This is a genomic window from Azospirillum sp. Sh1 (assembly GCF_008365135.1).
Classification (GTDB): Bacteria; Pseudomonadota; Alphaproteobacteria; order Azospirillales; family Azospirillaceae; genus Azospirillum; species Azospirillum oryzae.
In genome coordinates this window covers 39,599-57,791 of sequence record NZ_VTTK01000015.1, presented here as the reverse complement: position 1 = coordinate 57,791, position 18,193 = coordinate 39,599, and the positions used below count along the sequence as shown (strand labels likewise).

Sequence of the window (18,193 nt, the reverse complement as noted above, 5' to 3'; positions counted from 1 at the left end):
TGTTGTTTTCGGTAGAGAATATCTTCCGGAGACGCCGCGCCGATGAGCATCTGGCCCCGCCCCGACTCCGCCCGCCCGAACTCCGACGGTCCCGCCATCGAAACGGCGACCGGTCCCGCCGCATCCGCCGAAATACGGATTTCCCTGCACCCCCTGCCCTCCTTGCCGGAACTGGCGCTGGCATGGACGGAACTGGAAAGCCGTGCCGACTCTTCCTTCTTTCTCTCCTGGACCTGGATCGGCTCCTGGCTGGCGCAGATGCCGGATGGCATCGAGCCGCATTTGCTGGTGGCATTACGGGGCGATGAAGCGGTCGGTCTGGCCGTGCTCTGCCCGCGCGTGCGGCGGCGGTTCGGGGTACTGCACAGCCGATGCTGGATGCTGCACGAGACCGGCGACCGCAGCTATGACCGCCTGTTCATGGAGTATAACGGCATCCTCGCCGACCGCCGCGTCGCCGACGAAGTGACGGATGCCATGCTGCATTGGCTGGGCGAACGGCTGACCGCCAATGACGAGCTGGTGCTGGGCGGGCTGACCCTGGCGGCGGAACGGGCCGCCCGGCGGGTGGCGGCGCGAACCGGCCATACGCTGCAATTGCGCATCGCGGATTCGGCGCAGTGGGTCGACCTCGGCACGGTGCGGGCCGGCGGCGGCGACTTCCGTGGCGGCCTCGGCCGCAACACGCGGGCGGCGGTCAATCGGGCAGAGCGGCTTTACCGCGCCCGCGGCGCGCTGGATCACCGCGTCGCCGCGACGGTGGACGAGGCGATGGAGTATTTCGCCGGGATGGAGGTCCTGCATCAGGCCGGCTGGCAGGCGCGCGGACAGGCGGGCGCCTTCGCCAACCCGGCCTTCCGTCCTTTCCACACAAGGCTGATCGCCGAGGGGATGCGGCGCGGCGCGGTGCGGCTGAGCCGGGTCAGCGTCGGCGGGCAGCCCATCGGCTATCTCTACAACTTCGTCCATCGCCACCGCGTCCTGAACTATCAGGGCGGCTTCGCCTTCGAGGCCGACAACCGGCTGAAGCCCGGACTGCTGAGCCATGTGCTGGCCATCGAGGATGCGCTGGCCCGCGGGGAGGATTGCTACGACTTCATGTCGACGCCGGCCGGGCACAAGCCGCTGCTCTCCAATGCCGAACAGCCGATGAACTGGCTGACGCTCGGCCCCGACCGGTTCAGCCGGCGGCTGGAGGCGCATTGCCGCCGGGCGCGCGGGGTGATGGTCGACGCCGTGAAACGGTCGCTGCGCGGCTGGATCGCTCCGGCAAAGGGAATCTGAGAAGGGAGAGCGTTCGCCATGGCAACAGGACCGAAAGCCGGGCCGCTGGCCTGCGTGTTGGGCGACATGGATCTGGTACGCCCGCTGGGGCTGGCCGGCATCCGCTGTGCCGTGGTCGGACCGCCGGGCGGGGCGACCGCCCATTCCCGCTTCACCGAGCGGCTGATCCCGTGGGAGGGCGGCAACGACGAAGTGCTCGTCGACCGCCTGCTGCGTTTCGGTGCCGCGCAGGCCGAGAAGCCGGTGCTCTATATGGAGGAGGATGCGCAGCTTCTGATGGTGTCGCGCCATCGCGACCGGCTGTCCGCCGTCTTCCGCTTCGCGCTGGCCGATGCCGATCTGGTGGAGACGCTGGTCGACAAGGGCCGGTTCCAGGCGCTGGCGGAGCGGATCGACCTGCCGGTTCCCCGCACCCGGCGCCTGAGCCCCCTGCCCGGCAGCGAGGCGCCGGATCTGGACCTGCGCTATCCCGTGATCGTCAAGCCGCTGACCCGCCGCCCGCCCTGGGACGAGATCGAGGGGCTGGGCAAGGCGATCCGCCTGGATGGGCATGACGAGCTTCGCGCCCTGTGGCCGCGGCTGATCGCGGTCGGCATCGATCTGCTGGCGCAGGAACTGATCCCCGGACCGGAGACGCGGATCGAAAGCCACCATGTCTATATCGATGCGGACGGCGCCGTGGCTGGCGAGTTCACCGGGCGCAAGATCCGCACATATCCGGTCGATTACGGTCACAGCACCGCGCTGACCATCACCGACATCGACGGCGAGGGAGCCGACGTGGCGGCGCTGGGACGGGAGATCGCGGCGCGCATCGGCCTCAAGGGCGTTGCCAAGTTCGATTTCAAACGCGATCCCGACGGCCGCCTGCACCTGCTGGAGATCAACCCGCGCTTCAACCTGTGGCACCATCTGGGTGCGGTCGCCGGGGTGAACCTGCCGGCGATGGTACAGGCCGACCTGACCGGCCGACCCCGCCCAAACCCCCGCCCGGCCCCCCGCCCGGCCAAGGCCCGGCCCGGCACCTGCTGGTGCCATATCAGCAAGGACAGGCTGGCGGCGCGGGACGGCGGGGTGCCGACAGTGCGCTGGATCGCCTGGGTCGCGCGTTGCGAGGCGAAGGCGATCACGCCGGACGACCCGATGCCCTTCCTGCGGCCGAAGCTGGACCGACTGCTCGCCCGCATTCCCGGGGTCGCCGGCCCGGCGCGTCTGGCGAAGCCATGAAGATCGCCCTCATCTCCGACATCCACGCCAATCTTGAGGCGTTGCAGGCGACACTCGACGCCATCCGGGCCGAGGGGGCGGAGCGCATCGTCTGCCTGGGCGACATCGTCGGCTACAACACCGATGCCGCCGCCTGCATCGCCCTGCTGCAGCGGGCCGGCGCCGTCTGCATCGCCGGCAATCACGACCGGGCGGTGACCGGCGCCATCGGGACCGAGGGGTTCAGCGGACCGGCGGCGCGCGCCGTCGCCTGGACCAAGGAGCGTCTGGACGAGGAGAGCCGCGCCTTCCTGGCCGCCCTGCCGCTGACGGCGGCGGTGGATGGCGTCCTGGTCGCCGTCCATGGCGCCCTGCATCCGGAGGTAGGGAAGGAACTGGTGCGGCTGGACGATGACGGCAAACGCCGCTTGAGCCTTCAGGCGCTTCTCGGGCATCCCTCCGGCGCGCGGGTCTGCGCCTTCGGCCACACCCACCGGGCGGGGCTGTGGGAATGGCGGGACGGGGCGGTGCAGGCGGTGCCGCTCGACGGCGGGGCGCAGTTGCGGGCAGACGGGCTGTATCTGCTGAACCCCGGCACGGTGGGGGAGCCGCGCGGCGCCGACAGCCGCGCCAGCTTCGCCTGCTTCGACACCGCCAGCCGGCGGGTCACGCTTCACCGCGTCGCCTATGCCCGCCGGGCGGCACTGTCGAAAACCCGGCGCGCCGGGCTGGCGCCACGTTTTGCCGCAGTTCCGGCGTCGGTGCGGATGAAGTTGATCGGAATTCTGCGAGTTCTCGGTGTCTACGAACGGGTAAAACGGGCTCTTCCGCGCCGTGTGTCATCAATATGACAATCCCGTAACGCGGCTTTGCTTCAACAGCGACGTGGAAATGAGCATAATCCGGCGCGGGGGCAGAGGTGACGCCGGGCTATGGACACTATCGGTATACTCAACGGCGCTGCCGGCAGGATTCGGACCCGGCTCGGCAGGACATTGTCGTCCCTGGCCGCATCGCTGGCGCTTGGCCTTGGCCTTGGCTTGCCTGCGGCGATCCTGCCGGCGCAGGCGCAGCAGCCTGCCGCCGCGGTCGTGGATGGAAAGGTTGCGACGGACACCGGGCCGGTCCATCTGACGATCCTCTACACCCAGGGCACCACCGACCTTGACGAGACCGCCGGACGCGGCGGCATGGCCCGGCTGGCCGGGACGATCCGCCAGGAACGGGCCGCCCATCCCAACCTGCTGGTCCTGCATGGCGGCCAGACGCTGGCGCCGTCGGTGCTGGCCTTCTACGACCAGGGCGCGCACATCATCGACCTGCTGAACGGCATGACCATCGACGCGATGGCCGCGCTGAACCGCGAATTCCACCATGGCGACGACCGGCTGAGCGCCCGCGCCTTCGAGGCAGGCTTTCCCATCGTCACCACCAATACGGTGGACCGCGCCACCGGCCGAACGCCGGACGGGCTGGAGGACGCGGTGGTGCTGAGCGCCGGCCCCTTGCGCATCGGCGTGATGGCGGCGACGCCGGTGCTGACGCGGGAAACCACCCGTGCCCAGCGGACGGAGTTCCGCGACCCGGTTCCGGCGCTAACGGCCAAGGCCGCGGCATTGCGCGCCGACGGTGTCGATCTGGTGGTGGCGATGACCGGCTATGCCGGCGACACCCACCGCAGCGTGTTGGCCGCCCGTCCCGCCGACATCGTGCTGTACCAGGACCGCAACCGCCCATTCGCCGTCGATTACGACGGGCGTTTCCTGTCCGCCACCGTCGGGCCGCAGGCGGCCTGGGTTCTGGCGCTGGATCTGACGGTGGAGCGCAGGACGGGGCCGGACGGCAAGCCGCAAGTGAGCTGGACCCCGGCGCCCCGCCTGATCGACAGCGCGGCGGTGCCGCCCGATCCCGCCGCGCTGATCCAGGCCAAGACCTATGCGGCACGGCTCGACACCATGCTGCGGATGGAGGTGGGACGTCTCACCGCGCCGCTCGACACCCGCAAGGAGGCGCTGCGGACGGGCGAGAACGCCTTCGCCAACGCGGTGGTCGACACCCTGCGCGAGACGCTGGACGCCGACGTGGCGCTGATCAACGGCGGCGGCATCCGCGGCGATCGCCAATATCCGGCCGATGCCCTGCTGACCCGGCGCGACATCTACAGCGAGCTTCCCTTTCACGATGTCGGCGTCGTGCTGGACATCACCGGGCAGCAGCTTTGGGAGGCGGTGGAAAGCGGCGTTTCGGCGGTGGAGCAGCTGCAGGGCCGCTTTCCCCACCTGTCCAACGCCCGCGCGGAGATCGACCTGACCCGCCCGCCCGGCCAGCGGCTGCGCAGCCTGTCGGTCGGCGGCAACCCGGTCGGCCGGTCCACCCGCTACCGGCTCGCGACCAGCAGCTTCCTGGCGGCGGGCGGCGACGGGTACGGCGTGCTGGCGGGCGTGCCGAGGCTGGTCGAAGACCGCAACAGTGAGTTCATCTCCACCCAGATGATCGACCAGATCGCCCGCAGCGGCGAGTTCGTTCCCCGGCTGGACGGCCGCATGACGGTGAGGCGGTAATGGACGGCCAGCTTTCCACCAGCCTGTCTTCCTCCACCGTGCCGAGCATCGTGCGGAGCACGTCTGAAATCTTGAAGAGCACGTCCGGCGTCATGCAGACCGCGGCGCGGGTTGCCGCGCTGCCCACGCCGGCAACGGGCGCGACGCCGGGTCCGCAGACGCCGCCGCCGAACCGGACGCGACGCTTCGGCATCGCGGTGCGCATCACGCTGGGGCTTTCGGTGATGGCGCTGCTGGTGGTGCTGATCGGCGGCGTGTCGATGTCGTCCTTCCGCCTGTTCCGGGCGGAAGTCACGGCCCTGTCGACCAACACGCTGCCGGAGGTCATCACCAGCGCCGAACTGCACGGATCGCTGCAGAAGCTGGTGGCGCAACTGCCGCAGCTCGCCGCCGCGAATTCGACGCCGCAGCGCCGGTCCATCTATGACGGGCTGGTGACGGAACTGGATTCGATGCAGCTTCTGGTCGCCCGCATGCGCGGCCTGATGAAGGACAACCACGGGGACGGGAAGGAGCGCGACGGCAATGTCCGCCTGCTGGAGCAGACCCGCTCCACCCTGCTGATCCTGGCCGCCACCGTCGCCGACCTGAATGCCGAGGTCACCCGCCAGATCGAGTATGGCGACCGTCAGGCCGAAGCGGCCCGCGCGCTGAGCCGGCTGGCGGCGGCGATCGAAAGCATGCCCGACACCGGCGCCTGGGCCGCGCGCATCGGCGCGCTGATGGCGCGGGCGGCGGGGGCGACGCAGCTCGACCATCTCAGCCGGTTGAAGGGGGAGGCGCGGTCGGCCGAACGGACGCTGGCCGAACTGGCCCGCCTGACCGGCGGTGCACCCGACCCGACCGGCCAGATGATGTCCACCGTGCAGGAGGAGCTGTTTTCGCTGCTGGTCGCGCCGGGCGGGCTGTTCGAAAGCGCCATCGACCGCCTGCAGGCGCGCAACCGCGCCCAGGCGCTGACCGGGCAGGCCCAGGTGCTGGTGGAAACGGTCGAACGGTCCACCCGCGCGCTCTATGACTCCATCCGCGACCAGTCGGCCGAGCGCACCGATGCGCTGGCCGAGCTGATCGCCGAACGCACCCGCACGGTCATGATGTTGGCCGGCGCGTCGATCCTGCTGGCGGTCGGCGTCTATTTCATCTTCCGCCGCTTCCTGTCCTCGCGGCTGGTGGCGATGAACCGGGCGGTGCTGGCCCGGCTGTCGGGTGGCCGGCAGGCCGGAGGCGGGGCGGCCGGTACGGTTCCGGTCCCGGCCCCAGTCCCGGTGGACGGCGACGACGAGATCACCGACATCGGCGCCTCGATCCGCTACTTCATCGACGAGATCGACCGGCGCCAGCAGGCGCTGGCCGACAACGAGCGGCGATTCCGCGATCTGGTCGAGGGCTCGATCCAGGGCATCATCATCCATCGCGATTTCCACGCGCTCTACGCCAACGACAGCTTCGCCGCCATGCTGGGGCTGACGGTGGCGGAGGTGATGGCCCTGCCGTCGCTGCTGTCCGTCGTGGCGGTGGAGGCGCGGCAGTCGATGATCGACAATTACGACCAGCTGCTGGAGGGCGGGCAGTCCACGCCGCGCCGCCGGATCCGCGCCTGCCGGCCCGACGGCGCCGAGCTGTGGGTGGAGCTGACCGGCCGCCGGGTCGACTGGATGGACGGCCCGGCGATCCAGGCGGTGGTGGTCGACGTGACGCGGGAGGTCGAGGCGGATAATGCGCTGCGCCAGTCGCGCGACGCCGCCGAACGGGCGCTCGGCGAATTGAAGGCGACGCAGGCCAGCCTGATCCAGGCGGAGAAGATGGCCTCGCTAGGCCAGCTGGTCGCCGGCGTGGCGCACGAGGTGAACACCCCCATCGGCATCACCATCACCGGCGCCTCGCAGCTGCAGGCGCTGATCGGCGAACTGTCTGACCGCCACACGGCGAACGCGCTGAAGAAGTCGGATTTCCAGCGCTTCCTCAGCGACGGGATGGAGATGGCCAACCTGATCCTGTCCAACAGCACCCGTGCGGCCAATCTGGTGCAGAGCTTCAAGCTGGTCGCCGTCGACCAGTCCAGCGACGAGCGCCGCGCCTTCCTGCTGCGGGATTACATCGACGAGCTGCTGCGCAGCCTGCATCCGACCTACAAGGCGCGGGCGGCGCTGACCATCGACATCGATTGCCCGGCGGATCTGGAACTGGACGGCTATCCGGGGGCCCTGTCGCAGATCCTGACCAACCTGGTCATGAACGCGCTGGTCCATGCCCTGGATCCGGAGCAGCCCGGCCGCATCACCATCGCCGCCCGCGTGATGGACGGCGACATGGTCGAACTGTCGATCGGCGACGACGGCGCCGGCATCGCGCCGGAGGTCCTGCCCAAGGTCTTCGACCCCTTCTTCACCACGCGGCGCGGATCGGGCGGCAGCGGGCTGGGGCTGCACATCGTCTACAATCTGGTGACCGGCCGCCTGCACGGCACCATCGGGGTGGAGAGCCGCCCCGGCGAAGGCACCCGCTTCACCCTGCGTTTTCCCCGAGTCACCGCGGCGGCATAGATCGCTGCCACATCCGCCCGCCCGTTTCCCCGACCGGCGACATGCCTGTGCATGGGCCGGACATATCTCGGTATGCTGGCGTTCGTCCGCTGCCCTTCGGCGTGGCAGCGACGGTTGATTCCACGTGCAAACAGTCAGTTTCCTATACAGGCTTCCAGTGTTTTTATCGCTATGAGGGAGCTTGAACGAAATGAATTTCAGCAGACGGGATTTTCTGGCATCCACCGCCGCCGTGGCGGGTGCCTCCATGCTGCCCTTCGCCCCGGCGCGGGCGGCAACGGCGAAATATATCCGCTACAGCGCGACCAGTGACGAAGGCAAGGCGATGCTGCGCAGCTACGCCACGGCCGTCCAGCGTATGGTGAACCTGCCGCCCGACCATCCGCACAACTGGTTCCGCAACGCCTTCGTCCATTTCATGGACTGTCCGCACGGCAATTGGTGGTTCTATGTCTGGCACCGCGGCTATCTCGGCTATTTCGAGGAGACGGTGCGCAAATACAGCGACAATCCCAATTTCGCCTTCCCCTATTGGGACTGGACGGTTCTGCCGCAGATCCCGAACGAGATGTTCGACGGCGCCCTGACCCCGGTCAGCGAGGCCTTTCTTCCCCATACCAAGGACCTGAAGACCTTCACCGCCTATATCAAGCCGGCGATGAAGAAATATTGGGACACGCTGAATGCGGCCCAGCGCAAGCAGCTGGACATCCGCGGCTACAGCAGCTTCGACAAGCTGTGGGACGACGTCACCGGCTGCAGCCACGGCAAGTGCGATCCGGGCAACGAGGCCTTCGCCGCGACCGACCGTGCGCGCTACCTGAGCCGTGAGAACCCGAAGCTGGACGACAAGACGGCCAAGGCCTGCTCGCCCCATACGGTGCTGACCGGCCTGCTGCCGGTGGATTACTACAACGCCGACGTGACCCGCAGCTTCACCAGCTCCAAGACGGCGTCGCACAACGTCATGCCGGGCGGGAACACCCAGTTCTCCGTTCTGGAAGGCCAGCCGCACAACCTCGTCCACAACTGCATCGGCGGCGTCGGCCCGTGGGATCCGGGTCCCTACGGCAACATGACCAACTTCCTGTCGCCGGTCGACCCCGTCTTCTTCCTGCACCATGCGAACATGGACCGGCTGTGGGACGTCTGGACGCGCAAGCAGCAGCGGCTGGGCCTGCCGATCCTGCCGACCGACAAGGAGGAGCTGTCGCAGTTGTCCCGCGAACCCTTCCTGTTCTTCGTCCGCGCGGACGGCAGCTATGTCCTCGACGGCCGCGCTGGTGACTATCTCAGCACCGAACGGTTCCAGTACGAGTACCGGCACGGCTTCGGCGACGCGGAATCGGCGCAGGTGGTGGCGGCCAATCCATCGGCTCAGGTCAAGGCTCCGGTCAGGGGCACGGTGGCGAAGGGCGTGGGATCGGTCCAGCTGTCGGCGGCGCCGTCCAGCCCGGTGGTGATGGCGGTCAAGGTGAGCCGCCCCGCCGGCACCGGCGCCTCGCGGAATTTCGACCTGCTGATCAACGCCCCGGCCGGCGTGACGAAGGTGGCGGCGGACAGCCCCTATTACGGCGGCACCATCGGCTTCTTCGGCCCGGCGATGCACGGCATGGCGGACGACGCCACCTTCACGCTGCCGCTGCCCCAGGCCGCCCACACCGCCGCACTGGCGCAGAGCCCGACAGCCAACGCGGCGGCGCCGGCGGCATCCGCAACGCTGGAGGTTCGCCTTGTCCCGACCAATGGCACCACCACCACCGCCGCCGTCAAGGCAGTCTCGCTCCAGGCCCTGTAGGGGTTGGCGAGGCGGGCCTGCTGCCGCCCTGCTCGCGCTGCTGGTCCTGACGGGCCAGCCCGCGGGCGCGGAGCCGGCGACCCCGTCCGGGACGCCGGACCGCAATGGGGAGATGGTCCTCGCCCTGCCGCATCCGCTGCGGCAGGGCGAGGCCGCAATCCTTGCAGTCACCCTCGGCCCGCTCACCCGTGGGCAGACGGTGGAGGTCGCCACCTCGGACGGCGTGCCCATCGGCGCCGCCGCTCCCTTCGGTCCCCAGCGTGGTCAGGGCGCCGGTACCGTGACCATTCCGGTGCCGGCCGGGGTTTGGCGGGACGGACGCCTCGCGCTCCGCCTGCACATCACCACCCATGACGGCCGGTCCCGTCCGCCGACGGCGGATGAGGTCAAGGAGATTCGGCTGTCCATCATCGGCCCAACTCCCCAATCACCGCCCTAACCGCCGCCTGTCAGCGCACCGGCCCGTCGAACCAGTGGCGGCCCTGGCGGTCCTCCACCTCGACCACCCAGACGTCGGGGTCGTAGCGCAGCTGACGCGCGATGTAGGTGTCGGCGTCCGTCTCCGGCACCGGATCGGCGCCGGTGCCACGCGCCCAGAACAGCCGCTCGCCATCCGCCTCGCGGGTCTGGACCAGCACGGTGAAGGTGCGGTCGAGCCGGTTGATCTTCAGGATCACCGTGCCGCGGCTGGGATCGCCCTTGCGGACCACGGTCATCGCCACGCCCTGGGCGTCGGCTGCGCGGATGTGGGCCGAAACCCAGAGATGCGTCGGAAGGCGGTCGTCCATTGCCGTGACAGGCTCCTGATCGTGGGCTCTTGGTGATTTTCGATTCTCGCCCTGCCCGGCCGGCCGGTGTAGAGAAGAAGGTATGGCAACACTCCTGGACGCTCTGAACGCTGCCGTCAACCACCACATGGCCGGCCATGCCCAAGCGGCGGCGGACGCCTATCGCCACATCCTGACCGCGGAACCGGCACAGCCGGACGCGCTGCACCTGTCGGGCGTGCTGCGGGCGCAGACGGGCGACGCGGCGGCGGCGGTGCGGTGGATCGGCCGTGCCGTTCGGGTTCGTCCGACGGCGGCAGCCCCCTGGGGCCATCTGGGCGCGGCGCTGCGGGCGGCGGAGATGCCGGAGCGGGCGGAACCGGTGCTGCGGCGCGCCCTGGCGCTCGACCCGAGCGATGGCGACGCGGTGGAGGCGATGGGTGCCTCGCTGCACGCGCTGGCGCGCTACCCCGATGCGCGGCGCTGGCTGGAGCGTGCAGCCCGGCTGCGCCCCGGCCATGCGGCGACCCTGCTGAATCTCGGCACCGTCCTGCGCGACCAGCGCCGCTTCGACGAGGCGGAGGCCTGCTTCGACGCCGTGCTGGCACGCAATCCCGCCAATGGCGACGCCCATCTGGCGCGCGCGGTGGGGCGGCTGGTCCGCGGCGACCTGCGCGCGGGTTGGGAGGGGTTCGAGCATCGCTGGCACCGCTTCGCCAGCCCGCCTTGGGCCGGCCAGCCGCCGGGCGGCGCCACCATCCTGCTGCACATGGACCAGGGGTACGGCGACGCCATCCAGTTCGTGCGCTATGCCCCGCTGGTGGCACAGATCGCGGCGCAGGGCGGCGGCCGGGTGGTCCTGGAAACGCATCTGCTGCTCTACCGCCTGTTCAACCGCTGCCTGGGGTCGTCGATCCAGGTGCTGGTGCGCGGAGAGGATCCGCCGCCGCACGACATCCACTGTCCGCTGATGAGCCTGCCCAGGGCCTTCGGCACCGAACTGGAGACCATTCCCGCCGGCGTGCCCTATCTCGCCCCCGATCCCGGCGACGTGGAGCGCTGGCGCGACCGGCTGGCCGGTGAGGACGGGGACGGGAACGGGACCGCCCTGCGGGTCGGGCTGGTCTGGGCCGGCAACCCGCAGCACCGCAACGACCGCAACCGCTCCATCCCGGTGGCAGCCTTGGCACCGCTGTTGTCGGTGCCGGGGGTGCGGTTCGTCAGCCTGCAGACCGGCGACGCGGCGGCCGACCTGAACCGCCTACCCGGCGTGGCGATCCCCAACGCGATGGAGCGGGTGCGCGATTTCGCCGATACCGCCGCCATCCTCGCCAACCTCGACCTGCTGGTGACGGTCGACACCGCCATCGCCCATCTGGCCGGGGCGATGGGCCTGCCGTGCTGGCTGATGCTTCCCCATGTGCCGGACTGGCGCTGGATGCTCGACCGCGCCGACAGCCCCTGGTACCCGTCGCTGCGGCTGTTCCGCCAGCCGCGCCCCGGTGACTGGACCACCATGCTCGGCACCGCCGCCGCCGTGCTGAAGGCGCAGGCCGCCCGCGCCGCCCGGCGCTTGGGATAAGGCCGGCAACTTCGGCGGGAGCTTTCTGCCCGGCGGGCCCGGCGGCACTAGGCGAAACTTTCCTACCTGCCGGCAAAATCCGGCCCCGCCGTGACGCTTCCGCAAATAATCAGCCGATTTCAATGAGTTGTCGTCGGCATGGCAGTTGGCACTCCGCTTGCTAGATAGGGCGCAGAAGACCTTTGCCCTATCTTTCGGAGACCCCGGCCATGAGCATCTTCGGTTCGATGACAACCGCCGTTCTCGGCCTGAATGCCCAGTCGAAGGCGCTCGGACATATCTCGGACAACATCGCGAACAGCTCGACCATCGGCTACAAGCGCGTCGATTCGGCCTTCGAGACGATGGTCCTGCAGTCCAGCCAGCGCCTGCACGAGCCGGGCGGGGTCACGGCGCAGCCGGTCTTCATGAACAACATCCAGGGCAGCCTGACCCAGGTGCAGAGCCCGACCAACATCGCTATCCAGGGCCAGGGCTTCTTCAGCGTCACCAAGGTGGCGACCCAGGGGTCGAGCACGCTGGTGCAGACGCAGACGGGCACGGTCAACTCATCGGCCGCCTTCTACACCCGCGCCGGCGACTTCGAACTGGACAAGAGCCGCTATCTGGTCAACAGCTCCGGCTATGCCCTGAACGGCTGGCTGGTCGATCCGGTGACGGGCGTGCTGCACAAGGACCAGGTGGCGCCGATCCAGGTCAACTCGCTGATCGACAAGCCGGTGGCGACCAACACCATCGACTTGGCCGCCAACCTGCCGGCGACGCCGAAGCCGGGTGAGAAGATTCCCGACAGCAGCATCCAGATCTTCGACAGCCAGGGCAACCCGCGCACCGTCAATTTCAAGTGGCGGCAGCAGGCGGACAGCAGCTGGCGCATGGTCCTGGACGCGCCGGGCTCCAACACCAAGCCGGTCGACGGCACCTTTACCGGCAATCCGGCCACCGTGACCTTCGGCCAGAACATCGCCGGCCAGACCGCGGTCGCGCAGGTCAACGTCATCACCCTTGCCGGCAACAACACCAATGGGCAGGACAACCTGCGCATCGGCGACACCTATACGGTCAAGGTCAACGGCACCAACTACAGCCTGAAGATCACGGCCGACAACATCGGGTCGATCCGGACCTATTCCGGTCTGGCCGGCGCGCTGGCCAACCAGATCAACTCCGCATCGCCGGCGGCCTCGGTGCTCGCCACCTCGTCGGGCCAGACGATCCGCGTCACCGCCCGCGAGCCCGGCACGCCGTTCAAGCTGAACACCGACGTGGTGTCCGGCACCAATACCACCAACACCATCGTCACACAGACCTCGACGGCTGCGACGGCGAGCGCCGGTGAAATCGATAAGTTCCAGTTCCCGCAGACGCAGGTCGAGGTCGGCGACTCCTTCACCATCAACGTGAACGGCACGCCGATCAGCTACACGGTGACCGCCGCCACCTATCAGAGCTATTCGACGGTGAGCGATGTCGTGTCCCAGCTGGCCGGCAAGATCAACCAGGCGCTGGGCTCCACCGTCACCGCGTCGTCGGCCGGCAACATCCTGTCGATCCAGGCCAATGCGGTGAACACCAACGTCACCTCCAGCGCGACGGTGACCAACTCCAGCGCGTCCGTGAACACGATGAGCTCGCTGCCGTCGGTCTCCAGCGTGGCCGGCGTGCGCCAGAGCCGCACGGTGACGCTGACCGGCACGCCGGGCGACATCGGCACGCAATACACCCTCAGCATCAATGGCACGGCGGTGACCTACAGCACCACCGGCGAAGAGATGACGATGGAGGACATCACCGCGGCGCTGGCGAACAAGATCAACTCCAACACCTCGCTGCCGGTGACCGCCACCGCGCAGGGCGGCGTCATCACCGTCACCGCCAAGACCGCGGCCACGCCGGCCAACGCCAACACGATGACCGGCACCGGCTCCATCACGCTGGGCGGATCGACGGTGGACGTCGGCGATACCTATACCGTGACGGCCGGTGGCGTGACCTATTCGCTGACCTTGGACAACGCCAACATCAACACCTACAGCACCCCGAACGCGGTTCTGAACTATTTCGCCACGCAGATCACCGCCGCCGGCGGCACTGCGACGGTGACCGGCAACGTGCTGGCCGTGACCAGCGACGCGACGGCGACCGGCACGGTGAGTGACGCGACCGCTTATCAGTTCACCCTGGACCAGAGTGCCGTCGCCGGCCAGACGCCGGCCCATATCGGCCTGACCTTCGGCAAGACGCCGGAGACGGTCGGCACGCTGACCAACATCTCCACCGCCCTGGTCGGCACCGGCACGGCGGTCAGCGCCGCCAACCAGTCCGCCGGGTCCGACGCCAACGTCACCTTCACCGTCGACTACGGCTTTGGCCCGCAGCAGATCTCGCTGAACCTCGGCAAGTACCAGAAGCCGGGCGGCCTGACCCAATATGCCGGTGAGGAGATCAACGTCACCCAGCTGGTCCAGAACGGCGCGCCACGCGGGCAGTTCAAGGACGTGGTGTTCGGCGACAACGGCACCGTCATGGTCAATTACGACAACGGACGGTCGAAGATGATCGCCAAGGTTCCGATCATCACCTTCAACAACCCCAACGCCCTGCAGCGCGAATCCGGCGGCGTCTTCGTCGAGAGCGAAGAGGCCGGCAAGCCGAACTTCAACGATCCGGAGACGAACGGCGCCGGTGCGGTGGTGGCGAACAGCGTTGAAAGCTCCAACGTCGATATCGCCGACGAGTTCACCAAGATGATCGTCACCCAGCGGAGCTATTCCGCCAACGCGAAGATCGTCACCACCTCCGACGAAATGCTTCAGGAAGTGCTGGGGCTGAAGCGCTAAGCGCGGCCCTGACCTTCTGATTACCTGATCGCCTCTCTACCGATCGCCCGTCTACCGATCGCCAGTTCCCTGATCGTCTGAATGGGGGGCGGCGGCCATCCCGGCACCGCCCCGACCATCCCGATCCGTGAAAGGTCTCCTGCCATGTCCCTCTTCGCAGCCTTGAACAGTGCCACGGCCGGGCTGCGCACGGTCCAGACCAACGTCAAGCTGGTTTCGGACAACATCGCGCAGGCCAACGACCCGAACCGCACCCGCCACACCGCCCAACAGTCGGTGGACGCCAGCGGTCAGGTCATCAGCACGACCTATCGCCGGGAAGTCGACAAGGCGCTGATGGCCCAGGTGATGGATCTGACCTCGCGCGACGGCGGATCGCAGGTGACCTCGACCTACATGCAGCAGCTGGGCGACCTGATGCGGACCACCAACGGGACGCCGCTGCTGAACGACTATGCCGACAAGTTCCAGGCGGCGATCAAGACCCTGTCCACCTCGCCGGAAGACGAGACGGCGCAGTACCAGCTGGTCCAGACGGCCGAAAGCTTCTCGCGCGAGATCCGCCGCGTGTCGGAAGGCGTGGAGCAGCTCGACCGCGACATGTCGACCGACATCACCAAGTCGGTCGACACGGTCAACGACCTGCTGAAGCAGATCAATTCGATCAACAACGACATGGTGTCGCTGCAGGGCCAGGGGTCCGCCGCCAACGCCGTCGCCGACAAGCGCGACGGGCTGGTGCGCGAGCTGAGCACCTACATGGGCATCCGCACCGTGGAGCGGCCGGACGGCCGGCTGGCTATCTTCACCCCGTCGGGTCTGGCGCTGGTCGATGCCCAGCCGGCAAATCTTTCCTATGACGGCGGCAACATCAACCTACAGGTCGGCAATCAGGTCACCTCGATCAACAGCCACCTGACCACCGGCAAGCTGGGTTCGCTGATCCAGATGCGCAAGGACGGCTCGACCACCGAGCCGCCGACGCCGGCCAGCGGCGACCCGACGACCGAGGTCATCCGCAAGCTGCGCTCGCAGCTGGACGAGTTCGCCAAGGCCTTCACCGGCCCGACCAAGGCGGGAGAGCCCACCAGCTTCGCCGACGCCTACAACGATGCCAGCCCGGCCGCCGCCGGCGAACAGGCCAACCAGTTCTTCACCGGCACCGACCGCTTCACCATCGCGATCAACCCCAAGCTCCTGGACAACACCAGCAAAATCAAGCAGTCCGCCATCGACGGCATGGTCCAGGCGGTCAATTCCGCCGGCCGCAGCTTCAACGCCGACGGGCTGCAGATGAAGGACACCAGCTACAGCGCCATCGGCAGCGCCATCACCGGGACCTGGATGGCCGCGGCCAAGACGGCCAATACCTCCGCTGAGTCCAACAAGGCCTCCATGCAGCTTCTCAGCGAGCGCTACCAGTCGCAGACGGGCGTGAACATCGACGAGGAAATCGCCCAGCTGCAACAGCTCCAGACCTCCTACCAGGCTTCGGCACGGGTCATGCAAGTGGCCAATGCAATGTTCGATGCGCTGGAGGCGGTGGTCCGATGAGCTCGATAACGGGAGTCAGCAGCTACTCGAAATATCTGAGCCTTGTCCGGAACCTGTCCGGGGGCCAGAACGACATCAACCGACTGTCCGAACAGCTGACCACGGGCAAGAAGTCGGTCGATCTCAACGCCTACGGGCCGGAGGTTCAGAAGCTTCTGGACCTGCGGTCGGAGATGGCGAAGAAGGACAACTACGTCCAGAACATCAACATGGCGGCGCCGCGCGTGCAGGCGACGGACAAGGTGCTGACCTCGCTGGAATCGATCGTGTCGAGCTGGACCTCCAGCACCACGATGCCGTTCGAGCCGGGTCCGGCCAGCGTGGCCACGCCGATCAACACCAATCCCGACGGGATGAAGCTGTCGGTCGACGCGGCCAAGTCGAAGCTGACGGTCGGCGCCAAATACACCGTCACCGCGGTTCCGTCGCAGCAGGGCCCCAACGGCACCTTCGACGTGACCGTGACCGACGGGCTGGGCGGCAAGACCACCCGCGCCATCAATCTGGGCACCACCCCGCCCAACGACGGCAAGGGATACAACTTCAACATCTCCGGCGGCCCTGGCGAGGGCGCGATCCTGAACCTCAGCTTCGACACGCTGAAGGCCTCGTCGAGCAGCAGCTTCTCCGTCACCTTCCCGCAGGCCGATCAGGTGAAGGACCGCGCCGAGGGCGCCATGCGCGACATCCAGGCGCTGATGAACCAGCGCTTCGGCGACCGCTACCTGTTCTCCGGCTCGCGGTTCGGGACGGAACCGGTCACCGACCTGATGGCGACGAAGCAGACCAGCAAGATCACGCTCAACGGCGCCGTGGTGAACGCCGACGATTATTTCGAGGTGACGGTCTCCGGCAAGACCTTCGGCTATCAGATCCAGGCGACCGATCCGAAGACGCTGACCTTCGTCGCCCAGACCCTGACCACCCAGATCAACGCCGCCAACCCGCCGCTGCCGATGACGGTATCGACCTCCAACGGCATCATCACGCTGGTCGGCCAGGATCCGGGGCAGAAGTTCGACCTGTCGGCCCGCGTCATCAATTCCGCCACGGTGGAGAACACCGTCACCGCGCCGACCACCACCCAGGCGCCGACGACCACCCTGCCGCAGATCGACAGCTTCACCCTGAACGGTGCGGCGGTGGACATCGGCGACACCTTCGAATTCACGGTCGCGGTCGGCGATCCCGACGATCCGTACAACCAGAACTACTACACCAAGAACCCCAACGAACCCCGCGACCTGCCGCCCTACCAGACCTACACGGTGCGCTACACGGTCAGCGATACCGACTATGCCGCCGGCGTCACCGGCGTCAGCCAGGTGGCCGACAAGCTGCGCCAGAACTTCGCCAACCTGAACCCGGCCCCGCCGGTCACCATCGACGCGGTCGGTAACGGCCCCGGCATCGCGCTGACCAGCACGGCCAATGCCGATCCCAACCATCCCAACCGCAGCTCGCTGTTCTCGACCAGCGCCAAAGTGACGAACGGGTCGCTGCAGAACACCATCTCCGTCGGCACCCTGCCGCCGGAGCAGGACAGCCTGATCGACGTCCCCTATGCCGAGCCGCCCGACCTGCCCTTCTACGATGCCGAATATCTGACCAAGGGCAAGAATGCCGAGGCGTACCGCAAGTCGCAGGTGACCATCGACGACAACCTGAACCTGACCTACGGGGTCAGCGCCGACGACAAGGGGTTCCAGACGCTGGTGAAGGCGATGCAACTGGTGCGGACGGCGGCGGCCAATCCCGGCAAATGGACGGAGTACAGCACCCAGGCGCGCGAGATGCTGACCCAGGCGACCGACCAGATCCGGTCGATCCACGCCAAGGTCGCGTCCGATGCCGCCACGCTGGAGACCACCAAGGACGCCCACACGGACTCGATCGCCACACTGACCGACCGCATCGCCAAGATCGAAGGCATCGACCAGACCGAGGTCGCGGCCCGGCTGAGCAGCGCGATGAATGTCCAGCAGGCGACCTACACCGTCGCCGGCCAGACGCAGAAACTGTCGCTGCTGAACTATCTGGCCTGACAGAAAAAAGGGG

The 18,193-nt window shown here is 68.0% G+C and carries 12 protein-coding genes; 11 read left to right on the top strand and 1 reads right to left on the bottom strand.

What is annotated here, in order from left to right:
• Positions 1–42 precede the first annotated feature (42 nt).
• The 7 genes from FZ029_RS16795 to FZ029_RS16765 all read left to right on the top strand — a co-directional run bounded on the left by FZ029_RS16795 (position 43) and on the right by FZ029_RS16765 (position 9,831).
• Positions 43–1,284, top strand: coding sequence for a GNAT family N-acetyltransferase (locus FZ029_RS16795; protein WP_149270270.1), 1,242 nt, complete (start codon positions 43–45; stop codon positions 1,282–1,284).
• An 18-nt stretch (positions 1,285–1,302) separates the two neighbouring features.
• Complete coding sequence (locus FZ029_RS16790; RefSeq protein ID WP_149270268.1) at positions 1,303–2,511, top strand: ATP-grasp domain-containing protein; 1,209 nt, start codon at positions 1,303–1,305, stop codon at positions 2,509–2,511.
• Entirely contained in the window at positions 2,508–3,341 is an 834-nt protein-coding gene (locus FZ029_RS16785; protein ID WP_149270266.1) for a metallophosphoesterase family protein, read from the top strand. Before FZ029_RS16790 ends, FZ029_RS16785 begins: the two co-directional genes overlap by 4 nt.
• An 81-nt stretch (positions 3,342–3,422) precedes the next feature.
• Positions 3,423–5,051, top strand: a complete 1,629-nt coding sequence (locus FZ029_RS16780; protein WP_149270264.1) for a 5'-nucleotidase C-terminal domain-containing protein — start codon at positions 3,423–3,425, stop codon at positions 5,049–5,051.
• Entirely contained in the window at positions 5,051–7,594 is a 2,544-nt protein-coding gene (locus FZ029_RS16775) for an ATP-binding protein (protein WP_247892335.1), read from the top strand. Before FZ029_RS16780 ends, FZ029_RS16775 begins: the two co-directional genes overlap by 1 nt.
• Before the next feature lie 190 nt (positions 7,595–7,784).
• Positions 7,785–9,392 carry a tyrosinase family protein gene (locus FZ029_RS16770; RefSeq protein WP_149270262.1) on the top strand — a complete coding sequence of 536 codons (1,608 nt, stop codon included), beginning with the start codon at positions 7,785–7,787 and terminating at the stop codon, positions 9,390–9,392.
• Positions 9,393–9,504: 112 nt separating this feature from the next.
• Positions 9,505–9,831, top strand: coding sequence for a hypothetical protein (locus FZ029_RS16765; RefSeq protein WP_149201284.1), 327 nt, complete (start codon positions 9,505–9,507; stop codon positions 9,829–9,831).
• A gap of 10 nt (positions 9,832–9,841) precedes the next feature.
• On the opposite strand, the gene FZ029_RS16760 is transcribed toward FZ029_RS16765, so the two are convergent.
• Positions 9,842–10,180: a DUF1491 family protein gene (locus FZ029_RS16760; RefSeq protein ID WP_149270260.1), complete on the bottom strand. Its 339-nt coding sequence runs from the start codon at positions 10,178–10,180 to the stop codon at positions 9,842–9,844.
• A gap of 82 nt (positions 10,181–10,262) precedes the next feature.
• Between FZ029_RS16760 and FZ029_RS16755 the strand changes: the two genes are divergently transcribed.
• The 4 genes from FZ029_RS16755 to FZ029_RS16740 all read left to right on the top strand — a co-directional run bounded on the left by FZ029_RS16755 (position 10,263) and on the right by FZ029_RS16740 (position 18,180).
• The gene (locus FZ029_RS16755) at positions 10,263–11,741 is read left to right on the top strand and encodes a tetratricopeptide repeat protein (RefSeq protein WP_149270259.1); all 1,479 of its coding nucleotides are present in this window, start codon (positions 10,263–10,265) and stop codon (positions 11,739–11,741) included.
• 209 nt (positions 11,742–11,950) lie between these two features.
• A complete protein-coding gene (locus tag FZ029_RS16750; RefSeq protein ID WP_149270258.1) occupies positions 11,951–14,581 on the top strand; it encodes a flagellar hook-basal body complex protein in 2,631 nt (876 codons plus the stop codon).
• Between the two features lie 144 nt (positions 14,582–14,725).
• Complete coding sequence (gene flgK / locus FZ029_RS16745) at positions 14,726–16,135, top strand: flagellar hook-associated protein FlgK (RefSeq protein ID WP_149270256.1); 1,410 nt, start codon at positions 14,726–14,728, stop codon at positions 16,133–16,135.
• On the top strand, positions 16,132–18,180 hold the full coding sequence (locus FZ029_RS16740) for a hypothetical protein (RefSeq protein ID WP_149270254.1): 2,049 nt from the start codon (positions 16,132–16,134) through the stop codon (positions 18,178–18,180). The genes flgK and FZ029_RS16740 overlap by 4 nt, the downstream gene beginning before the upstream one ends.
• Positions 18,181–18,193: the final 13 nt, after the last annotated feature.

Coding starts and splice junctions, on each gene's coding strand:
- FZ029_RS16790 (WP_149270268.1), top strand. CDS start 1,303: ATGGCAACAGGACCGAAAGCCGGGCCGCTGGCCTGCGTGTTGGGCGAC.
- flgK (WP_149270256.1), top strand. CDS start 14,726: ATGTCCCTCTTCGCAGCCTTGAACAGTGCCACGGCCGGGCTGCGCACG.
- FZ029_RS16765 (WP_149201284.1), top strand. CDS start 9,505: ATGGTCCTCGCCCTGCCGCATCCGCTGCGGCAGGGCGAGGCCGCAATC.
- FZ029_RS16770 (WP_149270262.1), top strand. CDS start 7,785: ATGAATTTCAGCAGACGGGATTTTCTGGCATCCACCGCCGCCGTGGCG.
- FZ029_RS16740 (WP_149270254.1), top strand. CDS start 16,132: ATGAGCTCGATAACGGGAGTCAGCAGCTACTCGAAATATCTGAGCCTT.
- FZ029_RS16795 (WP_149270270.1), top strand. CDS start 43: ATGAGCATCTGGCCCCGCCCCGACTCCGCCCGCCCGAACTCCGACGGT.
- FZ029_RS16755 (WP_149270259.1), top strand. CDS start 10,263: ATGGCAACACTCCTGGACGCTCTGAACGCTGCCGTCAACCACCACATG.
- FZ029_RS16775 (WP_247892335.1), top strand. CDS start 5,051: ATGGACGGCCAGCTTTCCACCAGCCTGTCTTCCTCCACCGTGCCGAGC.
- FZ029_RS16785 (WP_149270266.1), top strand. CDS start 2,508: ATGAAGATCGCCCTCATCTCCGACATCCACGCCAATCTTGAGGCGTTG.
- FZ029_RS16780 (WP_149270264.1), top strand. CDS start 3,423: ATGGACACTATCGGTATACTCAACGGCGCTGCCGGCAGGATTCGGACC.
- FZ029_RS16750 (WP_149270258.1), top strand. CDS start 11,951: ATGAGCATCTTCGGTTCGATGACAACCGCCGTTCTCGGCCTGAATGCC.
- FZ029_RS16760 (WP_149270260.1), bottom strand. CDS start 10,180: ATGGACGACCGCCTTCCGACGCATCTCTGGGTTTCGGCCCACATCCGC.